This is a genomic window from Kribbella sp. VKM Ac-2568 (assembly GCF_004345365.1).
GTDB classification, from domain to species: domain Bacteria; phylum Actinomycetota; class Actinomycetes; order Propionibacteriales; family Kribbellaceae; genus Kribbella; species Kribbella orskensis.
In genome coordinates this window covers 267076-291301 of record NZ_SLVF01000005.1, presented here as the reverse complement: position 1 = coordinate 291301, position 24226 = coordinate 267076, and the positions used below count along the sequence as shown (strand labels likewise).

The 24226-nt window shown below is 67.9% G+C and carries 19 protein-coding genes; 5 read left to right on the top strand and 14 right to left on the bottom strand.

Going from position 1 to position 24226, the window contains the following annotated elements:
* Nucleotides 1-99: 99 nt before the first annotated feature.
* From EV648_RS15895 to EV648_RS15860, 6 genes are all read right to left on the bottom strand, one after another.
* Complete coding sequence (locus EV648_RS15895) at nucleotides 100-648, bottom strand: hypothetical protein (RefSeq protein WP_132291318.1); 549 nt, start codon at nucleotides 646-648, stop codon at nucleotides 100-102.
* A gap of 126 nt (nucleotides 649-774) precedes the next feature.
* The gene (locus EV648_RS15890) at nucleotides 775-1800 is read right to left on the bottom strand and encodes an N-acetylglucosamine kinase (protein WP_132292315.1); all 1026 of its coding nucleotides are present in this window, start codon (nucleotides 1798-1800) and stop codon (nucleotides 775-777) included.
* Between the two features lie 2 nt (nucleotides 1801-1802).
* Nucleotides 1803-3056 (bottom strand): 6-phospho-beta-glucosidase, encoded by a 1254-nt coding sequence (locus tag EV648_RS15885; RefSeq protein WP_132291315.1) that lies wholly within the window; start codon nucleotides 3054-3056, stop codon nucleotides 1803-1805.
* Nucleotides 3057-3145: 89 nt separating this feature from the next.
* On the bottom strand, nucleotides 3146-4345 hold the full coding sequence (locus EV648_RS15875; protein WP_132291312.1) for an ROK family transcriptional regulator: 1200 nt from the start codon (nucleotides 4343-4345) through the stop codon (nucleotides 3146-3148).
* Nucleotides 4346-4808: 463 nt separating this feature from the next.
* Nucleotides 4809-5486: a uracil-DNA glycosylase gene (locus EV648_RS15865; RefSeq protein ID WP_132291309.1), complete on the bottom strand. Its 678-nt coding sequence runs from the start codon at nucleotides 5484-5486 to the stop codon at nucleotides 4809-4811.
* 576 nt (nucleotides 5487-6062) lie between these two features.
* A complete protein-coding gene (locus tag EV648_RS15860; RefSeq protein ID WP_132291306.1) occupies nucleotides 6063-6533 on the bottom strand; it encodes a hypothetical protein in 471 nt (156 codons plus the stop codon).
* A gap of 2636 nt (nucleotides 6534-9169) precedes the next feature.
* Here EV648_RS15860 and EV648_RS15855 point away from each other — a divergent pair.
* Nucleotides 9170-9502: a hypothetical protein gene (locus EV648_RS15855; RefSeq protein ID WP_132291303.1), complete on the top strand. Its 333-nt coding sequence runs from the start codon at nucleotides 9170-9172 to the stop codon at nucleotides 9500-9502.
* A 729-nt stretch (nucleotides 9503-10231) separates the two neighbouring features.
* Nucleotides 10232-11026, top strand: a complete 795-nt coding sequence (locus tag EV648_RS15850; RefSeq protein ID WP_132291300.1) for a hypothetical protein — start codon at nucleotides 10232-10234, stop codon at nucleotides 11024-11026.
* A 782-nt stretch (nucleotides 11027-11808) separates the two neighbouring features.
* Here the strand turns inward: EV648_RS15850 and EV648_RS15845 are convergent.
* From EV648_RS15845 to EV648_RS15830, 4 genes are all read right to left on the bottom strand, one after another.
* Nucleotides 11809-12333: a DUF1990 family protein gene (locus EV648_RS15845; protein ID WP_132291297.1), complete on the bottom strand. Its 525-nt coding sequence runs from the start codon at nucleotides 12331-12333 to the stop codon at nucleotides 11809-11811.
* Nucleotides 12330-13145, bottom strand: a complete 816-nt coding sequence (locus tag EV648_RS15840) for a YndJ family protein (protein ID WP_132291294.1) — start codon at nucleotides 13143-13145, stop codon at nucleotides 12330-12332. Before EV648_RS15840 ends, EV648_RS15845 begins: the two co-directional genes overlap by 4 nt.
* Nucleotides 13146-13235: 90 nt before the next feature.
* Nucleotides 13236-14252 carry an LCP family protein gene (locus EV648_RS15835; RefSeq protein ID WP_132291291.1) on the bottom strand — a complete coding sequence of 339 codons (1017 nt, stop codon included), beginning with the start codon at nucleotides 14250-14252 and terminating at the stop codon, nucleotides 13236-13238.
* 94 nt (nucleotides 14253-14346) lie between these two features.
* Nucleotides 14347-15162: an AraC family transcriptional regulator gene (locus EV648_RS15830; protein ID WP_132291288.1), complete on the bottom strand. Its 816-nt coding sequence runs from the start codon at nucleotides 15160-15162 to the stop codon at nucleotides 14347-14349.
* Between the two features lie 72 nt (nucleotides 15163-15234).
* Here EV648_RS15830 and EV648_RS15825 point away from each other — a divergent pair, with 72 nt between their 5' ends.
* A complete protein-coding gene (locus EV648_RS15825; RefSeq protein WP_132291285.1) occupies nucleotides 15235-16032 on the top strand; it encodes a phytanoyl-CoA dioxygenase family protein in 798 nt (265 codons plus the stop codon).
* Nucleotides 16033-16199: 167 nt separating this feature from the next.
* Nucleotides 16200-16493 (top strand): HU family DNA-binding protein, encoded by a 294-nt coding sequence (locus tag EV648_RS15820; protein ID WP_132291282.1) that lies wholly within the window; start codon nucleotides 16200-16202, stop codon nucleotides 16491-16493.
* Between the two features lie 50 nt (nucleotides 16494-16543).
* On the opposite strand, the gene EV648_RS15815 is transcribed toward EV648_RS15820, so the two are convergent.
* Nucleotides 16544-17665, bottom strand: coding sequence for an SMP-30/gluconolactonase/LRE family protein (locus EV648_RS15815; protein ID WP_199234637.1), 1122 nt, complete (start codon nucleotides 17663-17665; stop codon nucleotides 16544-16546).
* A gap of 208 nt (nucleotides 17666-17873) precedes the next feature.
* On the opposite strand from EV648_RS15815, the gene EV648_RS15810 reads away from it, so the two are divergent.
* Nucleotides 17874-19832, top strand: a complete 1959-nt coding sequence (locus tag EV648_RS15810) for a M13 family metallopeptidase (protein ID WP_132291279.1) — start codon at nucleotides 17874-17876, stop codon at nucleotides 19830-19832.
* A gap of 154 nt (nucleotides 19833-19986) precedes the next feature.
* Here the strand turns inward: EV648_RS15810 and EV648_RS15805 are convergent, their stop codons facing one another.
* The 3 genes from EV648_RS15805 to EV648_RS15795 all read right to left on the bottom strand — a co-directional run bounded on the left by EV648_RS15805 (nucleotide 19987) and on the right by EV648_RS15795 (nucleotide 24155).
* Entirely contained in the window at nucleotides 19987-21420 is a 1434-nt protein-coding gene (locus EV648_RS15805; protein WP_132291276.1) for an aminopeptidase P family protein, read from the bottom strand.
* A 27-nt stretch (nucleotides 21421-21447) separates the two neighbouring features.
* Nucleotides 21448-21870, bottom strand: coding sequence for an aspartate 1-decarboxylase (gene panD, locus EV648_RS15800; RefSeq protein ID WP_132292309.1), 423 nt, complete (start codon nucleotides 21868-21870; stop codon nucleotides 21448-21450).
* An 83-nt stretch (nucleotides 21871-21953) separates the two neighbouring features.
* The gene (locus EV648_RS15795; protein WP_132291273.1) at nucleotides 21954-24155 is read right to left on the bottom strand and encodes an MMPL family transporter; all 2202 of its coding nucleotides are present in this window, start codon (nucleotides 24153-24155) and stop codon (nucleotides 21954-21956) included.
* Between the last annotated feature and the right edge of the window lie 71 nt (nucleotides 24156-24226).

Here is a 24226-nt window from a genome sequence, read left to right as displayed (position 1 = left end):
GGGCGCGATCGGATCGCGCCCGCCCACCCCCGCCCAACACCCCACCACTCACAGCCCCGAGCCATTCACCCGCGCTGCCGCAGGAGGCCGGCAAACGGGTTAAGACGTGGACTCGTCCTCGGCGGGGGTGGCGTCGGGGCCGGAGCGGCGGACGTCTTCTACTTTGGCCATGGCCTCGCGGAGTTCGGCGAGCCAGCTCTCGCTGTGCTGGGCGACGAGCTTGACGCACCAGCCGAGGGCGTCGCTGCGGGAGCGGGCGACGCCGGCGTCGACGAGAGTATCGAGCACCTGGCGTTCGGGCTGCCGCAGCCTCGTCATCACCGGTGCGGACAGGGACGTGAAGATCGTCCGGGTGTCGCCGGCCTGGACGCCCCAGGCGACCTTCCGCCTGGTCGCGTGCTCGAGCTCGCGGGCGATCTCGATCCGCTTCTCCCGGGTGTCCTCCCGGAACTGCTTGATCCGGCCCTCCTCAGCGGCCGACCGCGAGGCAGCACTGACCTCACCTTCCTGCCGCGGCGCCGGAATCCTGCCGACCACGAGAATCTCGTCGCGGTCGATCGTCACCTCTGGTTCGCCTTCGAACCAGTCCGAAGGAAGCCGGCCGGTCAGCCAGCCCTTCACGCGCTCACCTTCATGCTGTGTACTCATGTAATCATGATTACACCCCAGGTCAAGCGACACTCAACCCCTGAGAACAGCTGCCGGGAAACGCACCTGCCGGCCGAAGCGCGAACAGCAGGTCGTCCGCTGGGCGACCGGCGGATCGGGCGGTGGTTAGGCGGCTGGGGGCGGGTGGTAGGTGGAGCGGAGGGTTTGGTGGGCGGTAGGCGCGGCGCCGGTGTGGTCCAGGCCGAGGAGGGCGGCACCGACCACATGCGGTACGTCGATGACCCGGGGGATCGCCTTCGGGGCGGACTCGGTCAGCAACCGGACGACGGTCTCCATCAGGAGGGGGTGGCCGGCGGTGAGGACCCCGCCGCCGAGCACCACGTCAGTGGGTTCGTCGAGCAGGTCGAGGCGGCGCATGGCGACCACCGCCATCAAGACGATCTCCTCGGCCTGGCGGAGTACGAGGTCGGCCGCTACAGCGTCACCGGCCGCGGCGACCTGGAAGAGCAGCGGCGCTGCCTCCAGGCGACGGGCGGCCGAGATGTCACCGAGGTGGAGAGCCTCGATCAGCGACGCCACCGAATCGACCCCGTAGTGTGCCAGAAGCGCCGTGGACAAGGCGGTTTCGGGACCACGCCCGTCGTCGGCGCGGGCGGCCGCCCAGAACGCCTCGTCGGCGAGTTCCAGCCCACCGCCCCAATCCCCGGAGATCTTGCCGAGTGCGGCAAAGCGAGCGGTACGGCCGTCCGGCAGCAGGCCGGCGCAGTTGATGCCGGCGCCGCAGACGACCGCGACGCCCCGCGGCTGGTCCACCCCCGCGCGCAGCAGGGCGAAGGTGTCGTTCGTGACGTACACCGAGGTCGCCCAACCGAAGGACTCGAACGCCTCGGCCAGCCGTTCCTCCTCGATCGGGAGGTCCGCGTTCGCCAGGCACGCGGAGAGCTGCTGCACCAGCGGTACCTCGCCGATCACGAGCCCGGCCTCGAGCGCCGCGGCGGCCACCAGCGGAGCCAGGCCTTCCACCGCCGCGAACGGCCCGACGATGTGCGGCTCGAAGCCACCGCCTCGCGCAGTACCGAGGACTGTGCCGTCGGCGGCGACCAGGGCGACGTCGGTCTTGCTGTTCCCGGCGTCGAAGGCGAGTACGCCGCCCGGCACCAGGGGGAGGACCACGTCGTCGGAGACGGCCATCGTCACGCCCACGGAAGGTACTCGCGGTTGTGCGCGAGCAACTTCTCGGTGAGGGCGTTCGCGTACTCGATCTGCCCGATCAGGGGGTGCGCCAGCAACGCGGTGAACACTCGGTCCGCACCACCCTTCACAGCCGCTTCGAGAGCAAGATTCTCGTACGCCGTGACTCCTGCGACCAGGCCTGCGTACAAAGGCTCCAGCGGCGCGATCGGCAGCGGCGTCGTACCGGTTGCTCCCACAGTCGCCGGTACTTCGATCACCGCGTCGTCCGGGAGGAACGGCAGCGCCCCGTTGTTGAGGGTGTTGACCACCTGGACGTCACCGGTGTCGTTCAGCAGCGACGAGGCCAGAGCGACAGCAGCCTCCGAGTAGTAGGCGCCGCCGCGTCGCTCCAGCAGGGCAGGCTTCTCGTCGAGTGCGGGGTCAGCGTAGAGGTCGAGCAGTTCCTTCTCGATCGCGGCGACCTCGGCGGCGCGCGAGGGCTTGTCCAGCAGCTCCCGAACCACCGCGTCGTGCGCGTAGTAGTAACGCAGGTAGTACGACGGAACGACCCCGAGCTGCAGCAGCAACTCGGGGGGCAGGTGCAGGCCGTCCGCGAGCTCGGCCGCATGGGAGGCCAGCAACTCGGGCAGCACGTTCTCCCCGTTGACGCGGACGGCCCGCTCCCAGGTCAGATGGTTCAGCCCGACGTGGTCCAGCGCCACCTCGTCAGGTGAAACCCCCAGCAGCCGGGCGAAATGCCGCTGGAACCCGATCGCCACGTTGCACAGCCCGACCGCCTTGTGGCCCTCGGACAACAGCGCGCGGGTGACGATCCCGACCGGGTTGGTGAAGTCGATGATCCACGCGTCCGGGTTGGTCCGCCGGACCCGCTCGGCGATGTCCAGTACGACGGGGACGGTGCGCAGCGCCTTCGCCAGGCCGCCGGCGCCGGTGGTCTCCTGGCCGACGCAGCCGCACTCGAGCGGCCAGGTCTCGTCCTGGTTCCGGGCGGCCTGACCGCCGACGCGAAGCTGCAGGAGTACGGCGTCCGCGCCGTCGATCCCCTCGTCCAGGTTCGAGGTGGTGACGATCCGGCCCGGATGGCCTTGTTTCGCGAAGATCCGCTGCGCCAGGCCGCCGACCAGCGCGAGCCGGTCCGCAGCCGGATCGACCAGGACCAGTTCGGAGACCGGCAGCGAATCGCGCAGCCGGGCGAAGCCGTCGATGAGTTCGGGCGTGTAAGTGGATCCGCCGCCTACGACTGTGAGTTTCATCCTTTGACCCCTGTGAGAGTGACGCCTTCGATGAAGGCCTTCTGGGCGAAGAAGAACAAGGTGATCAGGGGCGCCATCACCAGCACGGTCTAGTCGGCGCTGCCCCCGGTCGGCATACCGGCAGTGTCGAAGACTTCGTCACGCGTGGCGCTCAGGGCGGACTGCAGTGCCCCGGACAGCACCGGGTCGGTGGGGATGGCGGTCATCAGCAGCCGCGGCCGCGGTACGGCGAGCTCGGCGAGCTCGTCCTGGACCAGGCCGCGAAGGCGCTCGCCGCCGGCGGTGATCACGCCGCCCGCGAGCACGATGAGCTCGGGATCGACGACCGCGACGATAGCGGCCAGCCCGACCGCGAGGCGATGCGCGAACTCGGTCAGCACGGCGTCACCCGCGCCGGGTGTCTGGAGCGCGGCGGCGACGGCGGCTTCCGGAGTACGGGCTTTGAGGCCGTTGGCGCGGGCGAGTGCGAGCACGGGCTCGCCACCGGCGAGTTCCTGGAAGCCGCCGGCGTTGTTGCGGCCGACGTTGCGGACCAGCGGGGTGCCGGGCAGCGGCAGGAAGGCGACCTCACCCGCACCGCCGGTGGCGCCGCGGAGCAGCCGGCCCTCGATCACGATCGCCGCGCCGATGCCCTCCTCGCCCCACAGCATCACGAAGTTGGCGCTGTCGTGCGCGTGGCCGACGCGCTGCTCGGCCACCGCGGCCAGGTTCACGTCGTTCTCGACCTCGAGCGGTACTGCGATCGCCGCGGCCAGCTCCTCCAGCAGGTGCGGCGCGTGCCAGCCTGGCAGGTGCGTGGCGTAGCGCAGCCGCCCGGTGGTCGGGTCGAAGCCGCCGGGGGTCCCGATCGAGACCCGGTGCAGGCGGTCTTTGGTCAGCCCGGCTTCACCGAGAGCGCCGTCAAGCGCCTTCACCACGCGCTCCACCGTGCCCTTTGCGCTCCGGCCGGGCGTCGGGAGCTCCGAGGTGCCGACCACCTTGCCGGTCAGGTCCGCGACGGCCGAGCGGATCCGCGTCGGCGTGACGTCCAGGCCCGCGACGTAGGCGATGCCGCCGTTGATCTCGTAGAGCTGCGCGTTCGGGCCGGGACGACCGGCGCTGGTGCCGCTGGCCCGAACCAGTCCGGCGCTCTCCAGCCGCGCGAGCAGCTGGGAGGCGGTCGGCTTGGACAGGCCGGTGAGGTTGCCGAGGGTGGTGCGAGACAGCGGGCCCTGGGCGAGCAGGAGGTCCAGTGCGGCGCGGTCGTTCATCGCGCGGAGCAGGCGGGGTGTACCGGGTGTGCTGGCCATGAGCTAACCCTGCCCTCCCTCCGGCTCCGAAACTCCGAACCACGCTGCTGACTAGTCAGCGGCTATTGTCCCGCCAACTGTTAGGAAAGTTTCCTATTACCGCGAGACCGTACGGCGGCAGCCGGGCAGGTGTCAATCGATCGTCCGGTTCGATGGCCGGACCGGTGAATTCAGGGTGGGCTAAGTTGTCTGCCCGGTGAGGGCCCGACGCGACTGGGGAAGGCTTTCATTTGGACGTCACGGGGCTGACCGCACTGGCTCGACTGGTGCTCGCGGACCCGGCGGTCGCAGTACTGGATGAGGCGTCGGCCGAGCCGGGTAGTGCGGGGCGCGGGAGTTGGAGCGGGCCAGCGCTGCCGCTACGGAAGGACGGACCGGGGCACACGCCGACCTGCTGGCTGCTGGCGGGCGCTACAGCCAGCTCTGGGCACAGCTGGACCGGCACGTCCAGGACTGTGTCGTCCTAGGGGAGGCGCCAGTCGATCGGGGTGCCGCCCTGCTGCACCAGGAGTTCGTTGACGCGGCTGAAAGGGCGGGAGCCGAAGAAGCCGCGGTCGGCGGACATCGGGCTCGGGTGCGCACTCTCGATGTACGGCGTGCTGCCGAGCATCGGCTTGAGGGTCTGCGCGTCGCGGCCCCACAGGATCGCGACCAGCGGTCCGCCACGCTTCACCAGCGCGTGGATCGCCTGCTCGGTAACGGCCTCCCAGCCCTTGCCGCGGTGCGAGGCCGACTTGCCCGGCTGCACGGTGAGCACCCTGTTGAGCATCAGCACGCCCTGCTCGGCCCACGGCGTCAGGTCGCCGTTGGAAGGAGCCGGTACGCCGACATCCGCCATCAGCTCGCGGTAGATGTTCTGAAGGCTGCGGGGGATCGGCCGGACGTCCGGCGCGACCGAGAAACTCAGCCCGACCGGGTGACCCGGCGTCGGGTACGGGTCCTGCCCGACGATGAGCACCTTCACCTCGTTCAGCGGCTGGGTGAACGCCCGGAGCACGTTCTCCCCGGCCGGCAGATAAGGCCGCCCGGCGGCGATCTCGCCGCGCAGGAACTCGCCCATCCGCGACACTCTCTCCTCGACCGGAGCCAACGCCTCGGCCCAGTCCGGAGCCACCAGTTCGTTCAACGTCTTCACGCTCACCCGCCCAAGCCTCCCACCTCGGCCCCTTCTCCCGCATCCGGGGAGGTGGTGACCGGATCTCCAGCCCATCAAACGAACCCTCGACGCGGATCCCGCAACCGCGACAGGCGGTGCCGGGCGCGCAATTGATGGCCTGGACGCCCGCGTCGCCGTGCCAACGCAGCGCCCCTTGTGTTGTTGGTGTGTTGGTCACCTGGGGCGTTTGAAGCGGCTGATACAAAGGACTCAGCCCCGCAAGGGTATGAGCTTGAACTCCCTTAGTTCATGGGGGTTCACTTGTCTCCGATTGAGCGTCGAGTCACCGGGTGGCGACCTGCTCGAACGGCTTCGGCCGTGGGTGAACTGCAACCAGCCGTGCAACCACGTCCTACTAGTTGCGAACCCGGCGTGGAGAGGTTGGCAGGCGTCATCCAAGTGGAATCGCTGGCTGGCCGCTGGCTCATGTCGACCACTCTGGTTGTCCTGGGTGCTGCACACCGTGGCTAGCTGGTTCGTGATGCTGCCCGTTGAATCCCGAACTGTAGATCGTGCCGAACCGTCGTACCGGTGGGTGGTCGACCGAGCGATGGTTGACACTTACGTGCCATCGTGGCGGGAGCTCTCGCGGGCTCTAATGAAGGTGAAGACGAAGCAGCCGATTGCGAAAAGAGCAAACGGCCCGCTGTTTACAGCTAAGTTGCTCGCGAAGGATTGTCCGTTGTTCAGCTGGTCCGTGGGCATGCTCGCGAGTAAGTCACCTGGGTCGATTGTGACCTGGACGGGCTGCCCCACCTGGGTGCCGAGCTGGTTGCTCGCGGCGAAGTCGACATCGACTAGCCGGCCATCTGGCAGAGCGACGCGAACCTCTAGCGACTCGTTTGACCTGTTGTACTCGAGGACTTCGGTCACGGTGGCCGTAATCTGTTGGCCTCTGGCTCTGAGCACTGATCGATCGCTGTACTCGTCTACGACGTTGATCATGAATGCACAGGCCAATGTGAGTGCTGCAACCCCGAGGAACACCGGGACCATCCATCTGCGCCGGGGAACTCGGAGCGACCAGTTCATGAGACCAAGTGTCGCCGATCCTGCGGCGACCCGCGTCACGGATTTACGGCTACGTCTGAAGCACGCGGGCAGTCCTCCGCGTCACCCTGATGGCCTGACCTCTTCCGTGCCATGGGCGGGGGTCGCATGATCCCCGGTGGCGGTTCGACCCGGATCCTTCCTGGCTACAGGGGTTCGTGCCCATCGGGTTGATGTGCGTTCCAGCCCGTTCGTGGGCGTTGATTCGCGCTCCCGGCTCCCATTTCTCTCCCAGCCGGTCACCTTACGGTCGCCCGTGCCTGCCGCGTCCGCTTCGCAGATACAGCCGCCACAAGACAATCAGGGGCACTGCAAGAGTTGCCACGATGCCGGCCCCTGCCAGCCACCGAATCCAGGGGGCTACTGCACCGTCGCCCGCGACCGCGATGAGAGCTCCAACCACAATCGCGACGCCGCCCACTACGAGGTACCAGGGGCCATCACGCCAATCCCCCGAGCTCAACATGGCGTCCATGCTGTCATCCCCGAGCCATATGGTGCGGCGAGGCTTAAGTTCGACTTGACGCGATCCTTGACCGGCCGTGGCCGTTCGTGGGAGTCGCAGCCAGCTTGGCCGACACCCCTTCGACCACCGGCGAATAGGGGTGAACTGCAAGCGCTCCTGCAACCGCGCGCCCTCGTTGCGAACTCGGGGCGGCATGGTCAGGAGCGGCCATCCCGGGCTTGGCTCAAGTCGTGGCTGGCACACCATCGCCGGTACTGGTCGCTCCGGTTGCTGCACTTTACTGCTGCACCTCGAACCTCCAACCAGCTGATAATCGGGCGTACCCACTCGGCGTTGTCCTACGTTGCTCGAAACCCCTTGATCTCCAGGGCTCTCCTCGCGCTGTGGTCGTTCGTCGCTACTGCGGGATTCCTAACGTTGCCCGTTGAATCCGGAACCGCAAGGCATGCCGAACCGTCGCGCTGGTGTCGGGGCCCGGCGAGTGAAGCACCTCGGTGGTGAAGCTTCATCCGGGAAGGATGCCGCCGTGCGTCCTACGGACGATAGAGGTTGCCCAGGCGGCGGCACATCGGCCTCATCGGAGTCGACGGGCTGGTCTCCATGCGCGGTCTTGCCGCACAAGGACAATCACCAGGCCACCCAGCGAGGCGATACCGACACCGAGGCATGCTGCGGCCCATCCTCGGTACTTGTCGCGGTTGGCGACGAGTCGCTGCGCGTCGGCCTCGGCGATTGCTGTGTGGGAATCATCTGGAAGGCAGAGGATCCTGAGTGGGGGCGCGTACCGGGTTCCTGGGTCGGGGTTCTGGCGCTCCTCATTGCGCGGGATCGGCGTGTCCGCATCGATCCACGAAAGCGCGGTTTGGATGCTCTGCTGATCGGCGGACTTGAACTCGACCTGGACGTCCCTGAGGAACGGGGCTCCCTTCCCGAGGCCAACATCGAAGGTCACACGGTCCGCGACGGCGGGAACACCGGCGCTCAGAAAGCTCTGGCCGGTTTGGGCTCGAAGAGTCAGCTCCGTCACGGCGATCGCCCCGTAGACAGTGAGCACTGTGCCGACGATTCCGAGCCACGTCGCCGGCTGCCTGAGGAACTGTCTCCATTGCACGGGAAATCATTGCATGCCGAGTTGACGCTTACGTGTCAAACGGACGGCACTCCTCTGCGTCGCCCCGATCGACCCCTGACTCCTTCCATGCCATGGGTGGGAGTCGCATTGATGGCCTACGCGGGACGACGCTCATTCCCTTACCTACAAGGCGTTTTCGCCTTCCTGGTTGTTGCGAGTTGGGCCTGCTTCAAGACCGTTGTTGCGCCTGGTTCGCTCCCAAAATCCTCCCAGGGCGGTAGGCGGTCCAGTGACCTGCCGACGCCTCTCCTCGGATGTGCGCTCGGAGGCCAGCACGGGCATTCGGGGTCCTCCGCCGTGCCGTTACGGGCAGCTAACGGGCGTGTCACACCGGGAGCAGACGTAGCGAAGAAGCTGCGAATACCCTCTCGCTGCCTGTGCAGGATGTTGCGTGCGCAGCCGATGGTGGAACGTAGCCGCCGCCCAACACGACCGTGTCGCCCAGTTTGGCAACCGTCTGTCCGGAGGTGTCGACCAGTACGATCGATCCGTCGCGCACGGCTGCTGAGAATCCCGGTGGCCAGGCCACATCGATGTGACGTCCAGCTTTGTGAACGACCAGGCAATTGCAGCCTCGTCCACCGCAAGAATCCCTTCCAGCCGCGCCGCCATCCTCTTTGCCGGGCGCTGCTGGACAGTCAGCCCCGGCGTCTGAGGTGCATCGCCCATCACTCCTGCCCCTCTCTAGAACTTCAAGTTCAGGCCGGGATCGCCGCATCTACTCGTTGGGCTTTTGCGGCTCCGCGCCAGCATCGCGGCCTCAGCACGTCAGTGGATACTCAGGTGCGGGTGGACGCCGGTGGCCTATATCGGCAGCAAGCTGCACGCTTCTATATTTGGTGGCACCCTGACGAAAGGTCGCCCGGTCATGTGTTCGCGGAGAGTCGCCAGGTACCAATGTCGGATAATAGCCGGTATTCCACGGGTGTGGTGGTCGTGATGGTTGATGACCCAGGCTCTCCTCGAGAGGATTCGGTCACTGGGGGTACAGATCGGGACAATGATCGTCTAGTTCCCGGTTTGACGGTTCAGCGTGAAGCCCCCCTCGAGTCGCTGCAGGCTCAATTGATCGGAACCCTCGAGATCGACACTTCGACAAACTGCCTGGTAGTCCGCATTGCAGTCGGCACCGGTGACAGGCTCGTCGACGTCGACGTTGCTTGGCCCCCAGGCTGGAGTGTCGCAATCCGTGACGGCGAGATCGTCCTGATCGACGCCGCCGGGCAAACGGCCCGCAGGCTGGGTGACGAAGTGTGGGTCGGGGGAGGTTCCGTGGACGCCGACCAGGCTGGCGTTGTCTCATGTACAGGCCGCAAGCAGGTGTTCGTGGCGTCTGGGTTCAGTGGTCCTTGAGTTCTCGCCGCGCGATCCTCCCGGCGGCGGGCGTTCGTTGTGCCGACAAGCTGAACGTCGCGACGACTTCCTGGCGTTTGACGGTTACGTGTCAAGTCGTGCGGGCAGTCTTCTCCGCATCGCCGCGATAGCTGCCGAACCGTCCCTTCCATCCTTGCTAGCGGGGCGACGCGGAGCTCCGGGCAGACCGGGCGCATGGATCAGCCGAGGGCAGCGGGTAGCCGGCCGTTTCGGCGACTACCACGTCGACAGGGTGTCGATCGTTGATGGCGAGTTGGGCTGTCTTCGACCCGGCACCCTGTTGGCGCGTGCGCGCCAAAGCCAAGGGGACGCGCCCAGAATGGGCGAAGCGGAGTGGAGGGCAGGTGTCCCACCCTCCGGTGGCGGCGCGCTTTCGGGCCCTGGGGGCCCGTCTTGAAGACGTAGAGAAACTTGTCACACGGCCGGTGAGACCGCGCTTGGATCGCTCCGAGCGGGCGCGCTAGCTTCCCAACCGTTGCTGGAAGGCAAGCCCGATGACGTGGAAGGAGCACCGGTGGAATCCCATGTGACCCGACCATGGAGCCCGAGTCGCGACCTGTACGTGGGCCAATTCCGTTGCTGTCGGCTGCGAATCCGCATGCGACCGGCGTCGGCTCCTCTTCCCATGAGTCGGACACGCGCGCCGTCTCGTCCGCAGCGTGGACCCCGCAGATCAACTACCGCTACGACATCGATTGGTACCTGTGCATGACAAGCACGTCCACCGCCAGAGTGTTCACCATCGACCACGATCTCGATCTGATCGTCCGGGGAGAGGTCTCCGTGAGCGCCGAGGGTCGCGAGGTCGTCGACCGTACCTGGACCGAGAAGGCCAGGGACAATCCGACCTTTCACAACGGTGAACTGCTGTCCCTGTCGGGGTTGCGTTCCACTGAGGGACGCTGGGTCGGCGACCTCGGCTGCACCACCTTCGCCCACTACCTGGCCAACCGCGAACAGGATCTCCCGGCGGCCGACACCTGCTGCCCGGTTGCGGTCAACGTGCTGCCCATCACCAGCGACGGACGTGCGCTCCTCGCTGATGTCGGGAAGACTTCGTCGAGCGCGGGCAAGGTGAAGTTCATCGGTGGCGGCGCAACGCCGGCCGACGTGGTGGACGGAGTGCTCGACGTCCGGGGCGTCATGCGCAGGGAACTGGACGAGGAGTTCCCCGGACTCAACGAGCACTGGTCGACGGCGCCGCGCCTTGAGGCACTCCTCGTCGGCGGCAACCGTCGGCAGGTGGTGCTGTTGTTCGTCGGTCGTCTCCGGATCTCAGAGGCTGAAGCACGCAACCTCTACTTGGGAAGTGCGGACCCGGACCAGGAGCTGAGCGGCGTCCTCGCAGTGGTTCTCGGAACGGCCGGGCTGCATGTGTTCAACCGTCGCGAGGGTCGCCGGTCACTCGACTACGTGGTTCCGGGGTTGATGGCGCAGGTGCGCGCCGACTGGGACGGTGGGCTGGCCGAGGCGAGGCGCTTCCTGGACGGTTCCGATCAGTGAACCCGAGGTACTGTCGCCTGCCGAGCCTCACGTCCTTCGCCTGTCGTCACTAGACCGCGAAGTGCGACAGTCGCAGCCGGTGGGACTGCGAGGGCACGGTTAGCCTGAAATGCTCTGCTCTTCCACGAAGTGCTCGCCACCTTCGTCCCACTCCATGACCACCCTACGGTCGACTGCATGACGCACGACACACCGCCGCAACTCGCCTGCTCGAGCAGTGTGTGTAGACATCCGCGTGGTCCAGGAGATCCTTGGCCGCTCGTCCCTCGCTGTGACGAAGCGGTAAACGCACGTCACAAATCGGCTGGCACGTGACGCTGCCGATCGCATGGGGCGAGCGCGGTGGGGCTGAGCAAGATGACCCCGATTGCAACCACAACTGCAACCACCGGGCGACCCTGGGCGATGGGGTCGATGACGCCCTGCTGTTGGATCGCCTTCTTCTGTTGGTGTGTTGGTCACTTGCGCGGGTTGAGACCCTTGGTACAAATGAGTCGGCCCCGCAAAGGTATGAGCTTGCGGGGCCTTTACGTTGTCGCAGGCCGTTCGCCAGCCCAAGTGAGGGGTATGGCTGTGGGGGTGTGAACAAGAAGTCGGGACCGGGGTCACGTCACTTCTTGTTCAAGGTCCCCGTTTGGTGTCCGAACCCACCACTCACGCCGCGTCTAGCGAGGACGGGCGTTGAGTGGGGCGGGGTGTCAGCCGGTTCGGGTGGTTCGGCCGGAGTCGCCTGGCTCTGCTGGCGGGTGTCAGGCGGTTCGGCCGGAGTCAGCTGGCTCTGGCTAGCGGGTGGCGAGGCGGCGGAGGGCTGTCGTGTAGCGGCGGGCGAAGATGGATTGGGCGGTGCGGGTGGCGCGGCCGCCGAGGCGGGTGTACCAGGTGCCGGGGCGGCTGTAGGCGCGGAGGGTGAAGTAGATGCCGTCCGGTTCGCGGGTGACCAGGAAGGACTCCTCGCCGGCTTCCGGGTGACCTTCCAGCGTCCCGTAGGCGAAGCCGATCCGGTCCGGCTCGTCGACGACCCAGACCACCCGGCACAGCACGGGCAGGCCGAGTGAGCCGATGCCGAGCCGCCCCAGGGAGTTCGCGCCGATCACGGCCGGGCTGTCGGTGGCTTTGATCCGGACGCCGGCCTTGTTGTGCATCTTCCACGTCATCAGCGCCTCGCCCGCGCGACGGAAGAACTCGTCGCCATCGCCGATCCGAGTATGCAGTTCGAGCCGGTGGTAGCCGGGCGGCGTCTCGTCGAACCGGGTCGACCCCACCACGTCGTAGCTGAACCTGCGCCCCGCGAGATCCGCCAGCTTCATCCGACCTTCTCCTTCAGCCGTTGCCAGGCAAGTAACCCGCACAACGCAAAGCCAACCGCATTGGCCAGGCCATGCGTGGCGACCATCCACTCCAGCGGCAGGTAAGGCGTGTCGACCACGTGCCCGAGCGCCCACGAGAGCGCCAGCAACATCGTCACCACGAGCACCGACGCCGAGGCCGTCAACAACACCCGGCCGACCCGATCCGCGGCCTCCCGGGACCGCCGCCACAACGCCCACCCGACCAACCACATGCCAACCGTCAGTACTGCGGCGCCCAGCAACTCGACGGGATCACCGAGGAAGAACCCGAGCAGCACGATCCCCGTCCCCAACGGCACGCTGATCGCCGCGGCGGTCGCCGCCTGCCCACTAGCGGATCCCACCACCAGGCAGGCGATCAAGGCCGCGGCGAATCCCGCGAAATGGAAGTGCGCCACCGTCAACGACAACACCGTGAGGCTGAAGCCGAACAACTCGTACGACGAACGCTCCGCGACCAGCGACAACGCCGCGATCGACGGAGTCACCAGCGCCGTGTACAGCGCGATCTCCCGCGCCCGCAGGCGTTTCCGCCGCAGGAAGTCAGCAGCAGCCAGTACTCCGAGCGCCAGCGTCCCGGCGAGGTAGATCGAGGCCAGCGTGATCGAGAGTGCTCCCCGATCCAGCCAGAGCGACACAACGCCGGGCACGGCGACGACGAGCCACCACCGGCGGACGGTCGTACTGCCTGGCAGGTCCACCAGGGCGAGGCCGAGCGGGACGATCACCACCATCCCGAGGCTCACGACCAGGTGGACCAGAACCAGCACCTACCTACCGCCCTCCGCCATTCGTGCCGCAAGCACCTAAGATCGTCCGGCTCAGTGCACCAGCGATCGGACGCCATCCGACGCCGGCCACTAGCTCGCCTTCAGGCTGCTGGTCTTGTCTTCCTTCAGCGCTTGGAAAAGCGCCTTCGCCTTGGCCGTGTCCCACTTGACCGCGGAACCGTGTGGCGTGCTGAGGTTGTTGTCCGAGATCGGCACGGTCAGCGTGACCCCGTCACCGCCGCCGGCGACCGCCTTCATGCCGCGGGCGAACTTGAACAGGTCGAGCGGACCGGTGCCCTCGTCGATCGTCAGCGCGTCGGCGCTCGCGGTGCCGAGCCTGAAGTAGCGGACCGGGTTCAGGATGGTGGCCGGCGAGACGCCCTTCTCGGCGATCGCGCCGATCATCTCGCGCTGCCGCTGCACCCGGCCGAGGTCGCCGAGCGGGTCGGACTTGCGGGCGCGGACGTAGCCGAGCGCGTTCTCGCCGTCGAGCTGCTGGCAACCGGCCGGCAGGTTGATGTGTGCATCCTTGTCTTTCATTGCCTTGGGCAAGCACATCTTGACGCCGCCGACGCTGTCCACGATCGAGGCGAAGCCGCCGAAGCCGATCTCGACGTAGTTGTCGACGCGCAGCCCGGTGACCCCCTCGACGGTCTGGATCAGCAGCTTCGGGCCGCCGAAGGAGAACGCGGCGTTGATCTTGTTCCGGCCGTGGCCCGGGATCTGCACATAGCTGTCCCGCGGCAGGCTGATCAGTGCGGTCGGTCCGGACTCGGGCACGTGCAGCAGCATGATCGAGTCGGTCCGCTGGCCGGCCGCGTTGCCGGTGTGCAGCTTGGCGCGCTCGGCCGGGGTCATCCCTTCGCGGCTGTCCGACCCGACCAGCAGGTACGTCGTGCCGGGGGTCTCGGCCGGGCGCTCGCCGGCCGGCATCGCGTCGACCTTGTCGATCTTGCCCCACGCGTAGAGCGGGACGCTGATCAGCACCAGCAGGAACAGCAGGACTATCAGTCCGATGATCCGGCCGAACCAGTTGCGCCGCTTCTTGGGCGTCCGGACGGGCGTCCGGCTGACGAAGCGCGGGTCGATGGGCTGCGGTTGACTCATGGGTCGACCGTAGCGAACCACGGGTCGTTCCCGCGTCGGTCGCCCGAAGGGTCTTCACCCGATACTTTCAGACCGTGGGTGGGCATCGCCTCGATCAAAAGGACGATTTCGACCCCGCGAGCGAACCGATCCGCCGGAACGCGCGCGGCGACTGCCCGACGCGAGAGGTGAACAACCTGCTGAAGTACGCCGGATCCTCGTACCCGACTTCCCGAGCGATCGCCGCCACCGGCGCGTCCGTCTCCGCCAGCAACGCCTTCGCCGTGTTCAGTCGCGTGGTCAAGATCACCTCCTGAGGCGTCACCCCGGCCGCTGACCGGACACCTTCTCGCAGCTCGTGCACGTTCAGCCGCAGCGCCTCGGCGTACTGCTGGATCGACAGCGGACGGCAGGCCAACCCCCGCAATCGTTCGACGAGGTCCCCGCCCGACTCGTCCTGTGCCGCGACGCCGATGAGCTCGAAGAGAGCCGCCACAGCCTGTACGTCGGTACTACGCTCGCCGCCTCCGGTGACCCGGAGGACCTTGGCGAAAGCTCTTTCGACAGCCCGGGAGTCGGCGTACCGGCGTACGGGGTGTGCCGCGTCCAGGTAGCCGAGTGAGGTGAGCGCTTCGGCAGCCGTACCGCCGAACAAGGTCCACGACTGCTGCCAGCGGGTGGACGGGCGATAGCCATGCAGGACGCCAGGAAAGAGCCACAGCAGCGCAGGCGCCTCCACCTCGTGCAGCACCCGGTCTGCGCCGTGCAGGAGGTGGCCGCGGCCGTGGCGGACGAGGACCAGGGCGTGGCAGCCGAGAGCACGTTCGGGGCTGGCGCCAGGCCGGTTCTCCTGCTCGCCGGCTCCTAGGCAGAAAAGTCCAAGTTCTCGCTGGGCTTGGCTTGGTGTGAAGTAGGTCGACCAGTTGGCCATGTCGACAAGAATCCAAGAACTGACCGCTCGAGTCCATTCACGAGCTAGGTGGAGTGCCGCTGGAATAGGACGGTGCTGACTTCCAATGGGTATGTGCTGAATGAGTCCGCGGGGCGCTTGGGCGAGTTGGAGGCTGTCCCGGACCAAGAGCGTGCCGACCGCCAGGCGTTGCGGGCGCGGTTGGGGCGCGACGGCTACCTGTACTTGCGCGGCCTGCTTGATCCCGAAGAGGTCCTGGAGTTCAGGAAGTACTACTTCGAACGCACCGCGGGCGCGGTGGAGCGGGCTGCCTTCAGAAAGGTGTTGTTCGGCGAGGTTGTCCCCGGGCCGGAGTACGCGGCCTTCTGTGGACAGCCGGCGCTGCGGGGGTGGTTCGAGTGGTTCCTCGGCGGTGAGACGTTTCTGCACAAGCGGAAGATCATCCGGCAGACGTCACCCGGGGAACGGGGGATCGGGTTCGCCACGCAGGCGCACTACGACCTCGTCTACCTGCGCGAGGGCACGGATCGCGTGCTGTCGGCCTGGATCCCACTCGGGGACTGCCCGGTCACGCTCGGCGGGCTCACCTACCTGGAGGGCAGTCACCACCGGGTACTGCGCGAGGAGGCCGCGGGCACCTTGAAGCGCCCAGCCGCGTCGATCACGGCCGATCTGCCGTCACTGGCCGACGAGTACGACGCGCGCTGGCTGGTCACCGATTACGCGGCCGGCGACGTCGTCATCCACACGGCCCACACCGTCCATGCGGCCCTGGACAACGTCGACCCGGACGGAACCACCCGCCTGTCGACCGACATCCGCTACCAACTCAGCACCGCACCTGTCGACGCCCGCTGGCAGCACCACTGGCACGACCAGGACGGCCTCTGACCCGACGGCCTCAGACAGCCGTTGATCGCCCCCTGACGAGGACGGCATCTGATCGCCCGTATTCCGGACCGCTCTCGCTAACGACAATCATTTCGGTTAAGGTCTTTCCCGACTGATCGGGCCGACGTTTGGGGTATCGGCCGGGCGGTACGAGTCTGAGGAGAGCCGTGAATCGCAACGAGTTGGTCGCCGGCGTGGCAGCCAAGGCGGGCATCCCGCGGAACCAGGCCGAGAAGGTCCTCGACGCGCTGGGCGACGTCGTCACCGAGGCCGTGCACAAGGGCGACAAGGTCTCGCTGACCGGCCTGCTGAGCATCGAGCGGGTACTGCGCGCGCCGCGGACCGGTCGCAACCCGCAGACCGGCGAGCCGCTGTCGATCCCGGCCGGCTACTCCGTCCGCCTCTCCTGCGGCAGCCGCCTGAAGGCCGCCGCCCGCGGCAACCTCCGCACCGTCTCCTGAGAAACCCACTCTGCTCTGCCCTCCGGGGTGGAGGGCAGCGCAGAGGTCCGTCAGCGGTGGACCGCCGTCACCCAGTACGGCGTGGTCGGGGTTGGCGGCGTGGTGAACCGGGCGTTCGGCAGGTAGATGCGCTTGCCGAAGAACGCCGCGGTGGTCGGTACGTCGAAGTCGGTGCTGGTGATCGTCCGGATCTGCTGGCCCCTGGTGCCGGAGTTGTTCAGGTCCAGCACGGCGATCTGGTTCAGCCGGTTCTGTACGACGTACAGGGTGTCGCCGGAGCGCAGCAGGCCGTCGCCGGCGGTCATCAGGAGTCCGCCGAGGTTGACCTGCTTCGTCGCGCCGGTGCGCGGGTCGACCCGGAACAGGAGCCCGGTCACGGACTGCACGATGATCAGCGCCCGGCCGTCGGGGGTGAGGGAGATCCCGTTCGCGTTGGTGCCCGCCGCGTCGTGCTGGTAGTCACCGGTGAGCGGGACGGTCCGGACCGCCGACTGTCCGGGCAGCTTGCCGTGGCGACCGAGCGGGACCTTGTAGAGCACGGGCTGGCGCGAGTCGGTGAACCAGGCCGCGTCCTTGCTGAGGATGACGTCGTTCACGAAGGTCGGCGTCGCGGTGGTGAACTTGTAGCTCGCGAGCACGTTGCCGGTCCGGGTGTCGATCACCCGGCCGTCGCCGCCGGCCGCGCCAGCCACGAACAGCCGGCCGCGCTGGTCGACCTTCATGCCGAGCGACGCGGTGCCGGGGCCCTGACTGATCACCCGGCCGTTGCCGGTCCGGAGATCTGCCCGGTAGATGTCACCGTCGACCCGCGACCCGAAGTACGCCTTGCCGGCGCGGTCGATCGCGATGCCCTCCGGCTGGAAGCCGGCCGGGAGGTCGAAGTGGGTCGGGAAGCGGACCGAGTGGCTCGCGGCCGTGGAGGCGACCGTGCCGGCCATCGTCGATCCGCTGGTGGTTGCGTTGGCCTCGTTGGTGCCGAACCTGATCTTGTCGCACAAGCCGTCGTCGTCGCTGGTCTTGACGGTGGAGCCGACAGCTGGACCGACAGCAGGGCCGCTGGTGGCGGCGCCAGTCGTGAGGGCGGAGGCGGTGAGGCTGCCTAGGAGCAGTGCGGGGAGGCCGAGAGTCGCAGCGAGCACGCGGCCGACCTGTCTTGGCAGTGGGCGTTGCATGGCGGGTGTCCTCCAGTGGGTGACCTGAGCCGCCTCGACGCCCCCGAAAGCCGACGCAGCGGCTGGTTGTGCATTCAACAATAGGTGAACGAGCAGCAGACCTGAACGGTTCGATCCGGCCGATATCCACTCATTCCGCGACCGCTCACCGGGTACTGTCGCCGACAGTGGTTTTGACGCTCGCACGCAGCAGAGGAGCACCGCAGGAATGACAGCAGGGATCGATATCTCGGATCTGTCCACGACGGTCCGGCCGCAGGACGATCTGTACCGGTACGCCAACGGACCGTGGCTGGAGCGGACCGAGATTCCCGCGGACAAGGCGATCTACGGCGCCTTCCACGCGCTCTTGGACACCGCCGAGAAGAATGTCCGCGGGATCGTCGAGCAGACCGCCGCCGACCAGCACCCCGAGGGCACCGAGGCTCGCAAGATCGGCGACCTCTACACCAGCTTCATGGACGAGGAGACGATCGAGCGGCTCGGCGCCGGCCCGATCGCGGACCAGCTCGAGCAGGTCGCGTCCATCAAGGACCTGGACGGCCTCGTCGCCGCGCTCGGCGCGCTGGAGCTCCAGGGTGTGCCCGGGATCTTCTACTACGGCGTCGACATCGACGCGAAGAAGTCCGACGAGTACATCGTGTACATGACCCAGGGCGGCCTCAGCCTGCCCGACGAGTCGTACTACCGCGAGGACAACTTCGCCGACGTGCGGACGGCGTACGTCGCCCACCTGGCCCGGATGCTCGACCTGGCCGGGCTGGCGGACGCCACTGCGGCGGCCGACCGGATCCTCGCGCTCGAGACCCGGCTGGCCGGCGGCCACTGGGACCGGGTCAGGAACCGCGACGTCTCCGCGACCTACAACAAGGTCGACCGGGCCGGGCTCGAGGCGCTGACCCCCGGGCTGGACTGGTCCGTCTGGCTGACCAACGCCGGCGTACCGGAGAGCGCGTTCGAGCAGCTGGTGGTCCGCCAGCCCGACTACCTCACGACCGCTGCCGAGGTACTGCGCGAGGTGGAGCTCGAGCACTGGAAGGAATGGCTCAGCTGGCGCGTCGTCCGCAACGCGGCCCCGCTGCTGAGCACGACGTTCGTCGACGAGAACTTCAGCTTCTACGGCAAGACCCTGACCGGCGCGCCGGAGCTGCGGGAGCGGTGGAAGCGCGGCCTGGACGTGGTCGAGAACGCGCTGGGTGAAGCCGTCGGCCAGCTGTACGTCGGCGAGTACTTCCCGCCGATCGCCAAGGCCCGGATGGTCGAGCTGGTCGCCAACCTGGTCGAGGCCTACCGGCAGCGGATCGACGCGCTCGACTGGATGGGTCCGGAGACCCGGCAGCAGGCGCTGGACAAGCTCGGCGCGTTCACGCCGAAGATCGGCTACCCGGACAAGTGGAAGGACTACAGCGGCCTCGAGGTGCAGGCGGACGACCTGGTCGGCAACGTGCGTCGCTCGGTCGCCGTGGAGACCGCGCGCGACCTGGCCAAGCTCGGGCAGCCGATCGACCGGACCGAGTGGCTGATGACGCCGCAGACGGTGAACGCGTACTACAACCCGCGGATGAACGAGATCGTCTTCCCGGCCGCCATCCTGCAGCCGCCGTTCTTCGACCTGGAGGCCGACGACGCGGTGAACTACGGCGCGATCGGCGCGGTGATCGGGCACGAGATCGGTCACGGCTTCGACGACCAGGGCTCGAAGTACGACGGCGCCGGTAACCTCAACGACTGGTGGACCGACGACGACCGGGCCGCCTTCGAGGAGCGGACGGCGAAGCTCGTCGCGCAGTACAACGCGCTGGAGTCGACCGACGCGCCCGGGAACAAGGTGAACGGTGAGCTGACGCTCGGCGAGAACATCGGCGACCTCGGCGGCCTCTCGATCGGGTACGTCGCCTACGAGCTGTCCCTGGACGGCGGGGAACCGCCGGCACCGGTGGACGGCCTGACCGCAGCCCAGCGGTTCTTCCTCGCCTGGGCGCTGGGCTGGTCCACCAAGGCCCGCGAGGCCGAGGCGATCCGCCGGCTGGCGATCGACCCGCACTCGCCGCCAGAGTTCCGCTGCAACGCGGTCGTCCGCAACATCGACGCCTTCCACACCGCCTTCGACGTCACCGAGGACGACGACATGTGGCTGTCCCCCAAGGACCGCGTCAAGATCTGGTGACCCGCCCGGCGCCCCAGCCGTCGGCGCACCTGCCGACGCTGTGGGCGAACCTCTCAGGGGTCAACCCTCCACCAGGTGGGTTGCACCACGAGAATCTGACGGTGCAACCCACCCTCTCAGGGGTCAACCCCTGAAAGGGTGGGGCGCACAACGGCTAGCCGGCCATCCAGTTCTGGATGCCCTCGATGTCGCGGGGCATGGCGGCCGAGAGGTTCTCGGTGCCGTCGTCGGTGATGAGGATGTCGTCCTCGATCCGGATGCCGATGCCGCGCAGGTCCTCCGGGACGGTGAGGTCCTCGGCCTGGAAGTAGAGGCCGGGCTCGACGGTGAGGACGTAGCCGGTCTCGAGGTCGCCCTTGTTGTACTTCTCGGCACGGGCGGCCGCGCAGTCGTGCACGTCGAGGCCGAGCATGTGGCTGACGCCGTGCAGCGTGTAGCGCTGGTAGATCATGCTGTCCGGGTCGAGCGCCTCGTCGGCGGAGACCGGCAGCAGCTCCATCGCGTCGAGCCCGCGGACGATGACGTCCATCGCGGCCTCGTGGCCGGCCCGGAACGTCACGCCCGGGCGGAGCGCCGCGATGCCCGCGTTCTGCGCGTCCAGCACGAGCTGGTAGAGCTCACGCTGGCGCGGGGTGAACTCGCCGTTGACCGGCAGCGTGCGGGTGATGTCGGCGGTGTAGAGGTTGCGGTTCTCCACGCCCATGTCGAGCAGCATCAGGGTGCCGTCGTTCACCTGGCCGTCGTTCTCGATCCAGTGCAGCGTGGTCGCGTGCGGTCCGGCGGCGGCGATCGACGTGTAGCCGACGTCGTTGCCCTCCGCCCGGGCGCGACGCCAGAAGGTCCCCTCGATCCAGCGCTCGCCGTACTTGCGGACCTTGTCCATCTCGCTCAGCACGTCGGAGAAGCCGCGGTGGGTGATCGCGCAGGCCTCGCGAAGCTGCTCGATCTCCCAGGCGTCCTTGACCAGGCGCAGCTCCGACAGCGTGAACGCGAGCTCCTTGTCGCGCTCGGCGTCGGTGCCGGCTCCGCTCAGCAGCGAGGCGATCGAGCTGTCCTCGCCCCGGCGGATGCGGGTCGGTACGTCGTTCTTCAGCGCGTCGGCGAGCCCGTCCACGTGCCGGGTCTCGATGCCGTACTCCTTGGCCGTCTCGGTCAGCGACGGACGACGGCCGGCCCACAGCTCGCCGTACATCCGGTCACGCCAGAACTCCTCGCCCTCGCTGCGATCCGCGCGCGGCCGGAAGTAGAGCACCGGGTCGTGGCCGGTGGTGCCGTTGGGCTCGAGCACCAGGACGGCGTCCGAGCTCTGGTCGCCGACCAGCCAGACGTAGTCGGTGTGCGGCCGGAAGGCGTAGTCGGTGTCGTTCGAGCGGACCTTGTAGGTGCCGGCCGGGATCACCAGCCGCTCGCCCGGGAACGCCTGCGAGAGCGCGTCCCGTCGCTTCGCCGCCCACGCGCCGACGTCGCTCAGCGTGACATCGGTTCGCTCGGTCTCACCCCAGCCGGAGTTCATGAACTCCCGCAGCTTCTCGCCCGACGGAGTGTCGTGGCTGGCGGTCTTCGGGGCGTTCTCCGTGCTCTCGGTCATCGTCGACCCATCCTCATCTCGCCTGGTTCAGCGCGCGGTGTGCAGTTGATCGCCGCGGAGCGTGCTGCTGTCCGGCAGCACCTCGGCGGGGTCCGAGCCGATGCGCGTGATCGCATTGTGCTCGTCCACGAAGACTACGCTCGGCGCGAAGGTCTTCGCCTCCGCAGTGTCGAAGATTCCGTACGCGATCAGGATCACCAGGTCGCCGGGATGGATCAGGTGCGCGGCGGCGCCGTTGATGCCGACGATGCCAGAACCGCGCGGACCCTCGATCAGGTACGTCGACAGCCGGTTGCCGTTGCTGATGTCGACGATGTCGACCTTCTCGCCGGGCAGCAGGTCCGCCGCCTCCATCAGGGCGACGTCCAGCGTGCAGGACCCGACGTAGTCCAGGTCCGCCTGGGTGACGGTGGCCCGGTGCACCTTCGACTTCATCATCTCGCGCTGCATGGCGGCCATCATCCAGGTCCCACCCATCACTGTCAGTGGCGGCCGTCACCCCGGCGCCCGTACTGCGAGCGCCGGGGCAGTGCTCACCGCGAAGCGAGCTCGGGTTCGCGGGGCTCGGGGACCGGGGGTTCGATCTGGCGGCGGAGTTTCTCGCCTTCTACGTCGACGTCCGGGAGGAGGCGGTCGAGCCAGCGGGGGAGCCACCACGCGGAGCGGCCGAGCAGCGCCATCACGGCCGGGACGATCGTCATCCGGACCACGAACGCGTCGATCGCGACAGCGAAGGCCAGTCCGAACCCGATCTCCCGGACCAGCGTCTCGGTGGACAGGATGAACCCGGAGAACACCGCGACCATGATCACCGCAGCGGCCGTGACCACCCGCGCGCTGTGGCCGAAACCGTCCACCACCGCGGTCCGTGGAGCCGCGCCGTGGACGTGCTCCTCCCGCATCCGGGTGACCAGGAAGACCTGGTAGTCCATCGCCAGCCCGAACACGATCCCGACCAGGAACACCGGCAGCATGCTGATGATCGGCCCGGTCTGACCTTCGATCCCGAACAGCCCTGCGAACCAACCCCACTGGAACACCGCGACCACCGCTCCGAACGTCGCCGCCACCGTCAGCAGGAACCCCAGCGTCGCCTTCAACGGCACCAGCACCGACCGGAACACCAGCATCAGCAGCAGGAACGCCAGCCCCACGATCAACGAGAGATACGGCACCAGAGCGTCACTCAGCTTGGCCGAGATGTCGATGTTGAAGGCCGTCCCACCCGTCACCGAGACCTCGGCGCCACCCGACTCCGGCGCGTTCCGGATCGCCTGCACGAGATCCTTCGTCTCGGTCGTACTCGGACCACTCGCCGGAATCACCGTCAGCAAGGCGGTATCGCCCGCGGGGTTGAAGGTCGGCGGAGTCACCACCGCCACATCCGGCAACCCGCGTACTACGTTCGCAGTACTCGCGGCGGCCGCTTTCGGATCGGCGGAGGCGGCTGCGTCGACCACGACCATCAGTGGTCCGTTGAAGCCCGGGCCGAAGCCGTCCGACAACAGTTCGTAGGCCTTGCGCTGGGTGGAACCGGCCGCGGCGGTGCTGTCGTCGGGCAGTCCGAGTTCCAGGTCGACCGCCGGGATCGCCAGTGCTCCGAGGCCGATCACCGACACCAGCAACACGGCGACCGGCCGGCGGGTGACGAATCCGGCCCACCGGCGACCGGCAGTCGGCTTGCCGCTGGAGGCCTCCGGATCACCGCCGCGCAGACCGGGGATCCGGCCACCGAGGACCCGGCGTCCGGCCATGCCCAGCAGCGCGGGCAGCAACGTCAACGCGATCGCCACCGCCAGTACGACGGTGAACGCGGCCGCGAATCCCATCTGGGTCAGGAACGGGATGTCCACCACGAACAGACCGGCCAGGGCGATCACCACGGTCAGCCCGGCGAAGACGACCGCGGAACCAGCGGTTCCCACGGCTCGGCCGACGGCTTCCTCGGGTTCCAGGCCGGTGCTCAGCTCGTGCCGGTAGCGCGACATGATGAACAGCGCGTAGTCGATCGAAACCGCCAGCCCGATCATCACCGCCAGGATCGGCGTCCCCGAGCCGATGTCGATGAAGCCGGTCGCGGCGGTGATCGCGGTGGCGCCGATGCCGATCCCGACGATTGCCGAGAGCAACGGTAGTCCGGCCGCGATCAGCGAGCCGAAGGTGATCAGCAGAACCACCGAGGCCACCCCGATACCGATCACCTCGGCCAGGCTCTGCTCGTCCTGGACCTGCATCGCGTCGCCGCCGTACTCGACCGTCAACCCCGCGGCGCGAGCCGGCTCGACCGCTGCGGCGACCGCGTCCTGGGCTTCGGGAGTCACCTCCTGCGCGGTCACGTCGTACGCGACCTGGGCGTAGCCGGTCCGGCCGTCGGCCGAGATCGCCTTGGCGGCAAAGGGATCCGCGACGGCCGCCACCTGCGGAGCCGACTGGATCCGGCCGAGCGTGCTCTTCACCAAGGCGCTGTTGCCGGGCGAGCTGAGATGCTCACCCGGTGCGGCCTGGAAGACGATCCGGGCGGTGGCGGCGTCCGCGCCGGCCTGCGGGAACCGCTTCTCGAGCAGGTCGACCGCACGCTGCGACTCTGTGCCGGGGATCGAGAAACCGTTGGCCGTCGGCCCGGACAACGTGGCGGCGCCGGTGACGCCCGCGGCGAGCAGAGCCAGCCAGACGAACACCACCCAGCGGCGTTGGCGGAACGCGAACCGGCCGAGCCGGTAGAGGTAGGTAGCCATGCTGACGATCGTTCCGACTGGACCCCCTAGTCCGCGTCCGCCAGCCGTGGACTCTTCCCCGTACTGCGCCT

Coding starts and splice junctions, on each gene's coding strand:
- EV648_RS15895 (WP_132291318.1), bottom strand. CDS start 648: ATGAGTACACAGCATGAAGGTGAGCGCGTGAAGGGCTGGCTGACCGGC.
- EV648_RS15890 (WP_132292315.1), bottom strand. CDS start 1,800: ATGGCCGTCTCCGACGACGTGGTCCTCCCCCTGGTGCCGGGCGGCGTA.
- EV648_RS15885 (WP_132291315.1), bottom strand. CDS start 3,056: ATGAAACTCACAGTCGTAGGCGGCGGATCCACTTACACGCCCGAACTC.
- EV648_RS15875 (WP_132291312.1), bottom strand. CDS start 4,345: ATGGCCAGCACACCCGGTACACCCCGCCTGCTCCGCGCGATGAACGAC.
- EV648_RS15860 (WP_132291306.1), bottom strand. CDS start 6,533: ATGAACTGGTCGCTCCGAGTTCCCCGGCGCAGATGGATGGTCCCGGTG.
- EV648_RS15850 (WP_132291300.1), top strand. CDS start 10,232: ATGACAAGCACGTCCACCGCCAGAGTGTTCACCATCGACCACGATCTC.
- EV648_RS15845 (WP_132291297.1), bottom strand. CDS start 12,333: ATGAAGCTGGCGGATCTCGCGGGGCGCAGGTTCAGCTACGACGTGGTG.
- EV648_RS15835 (WP_132291291.1), bottom strand. CDS start 14,252: ATGAGTCAACCGCAGCCCATCGACCCGCGCTTCGTCAGCCGGACGCCC.
- EV648_RS15830 (WP_132291288.1), bottom strand. CDS start 15,162: ATGGCCAACTGGTCGACCTACTTCACACCAAGCCAAGCCCAGCGAGAA.
- EV648_RS15815 (WP_199234637.1), bottom strand. CDS start 17,665: ATGCAACGCCCACTGCCAAGACAGGTCGGCCGCGTGCTCGCTGCGACT.
- EV648_RS15810 (WP_132291279.1), top strand. CDS start 17,874: ATGACAGCAGGGATCGATATCTCGGATCTGTCCACGACGGTCCGGCCG.
- EV648_RS15805 (WP_132291276.1), bottom strand. CDS start 21,420: ATGACCGAGAGCACGGAGAACGCCCCGAAGACCGCCAGCCACGACACT.
- panD (WP_132292309.1), bottom strand. CDS start 21,870: ATGCAGCGCGAGATGATGAAGTCGAAGGTGCACCGGGCCACCGTCACC.
- EV648_RS15795 (WP_132291273.1), bottom strand. CDS start 24,155: ATGGCTACCTACCTCTACCGGCTCGGCCGGTTCGCGTTCCGCCAACGC.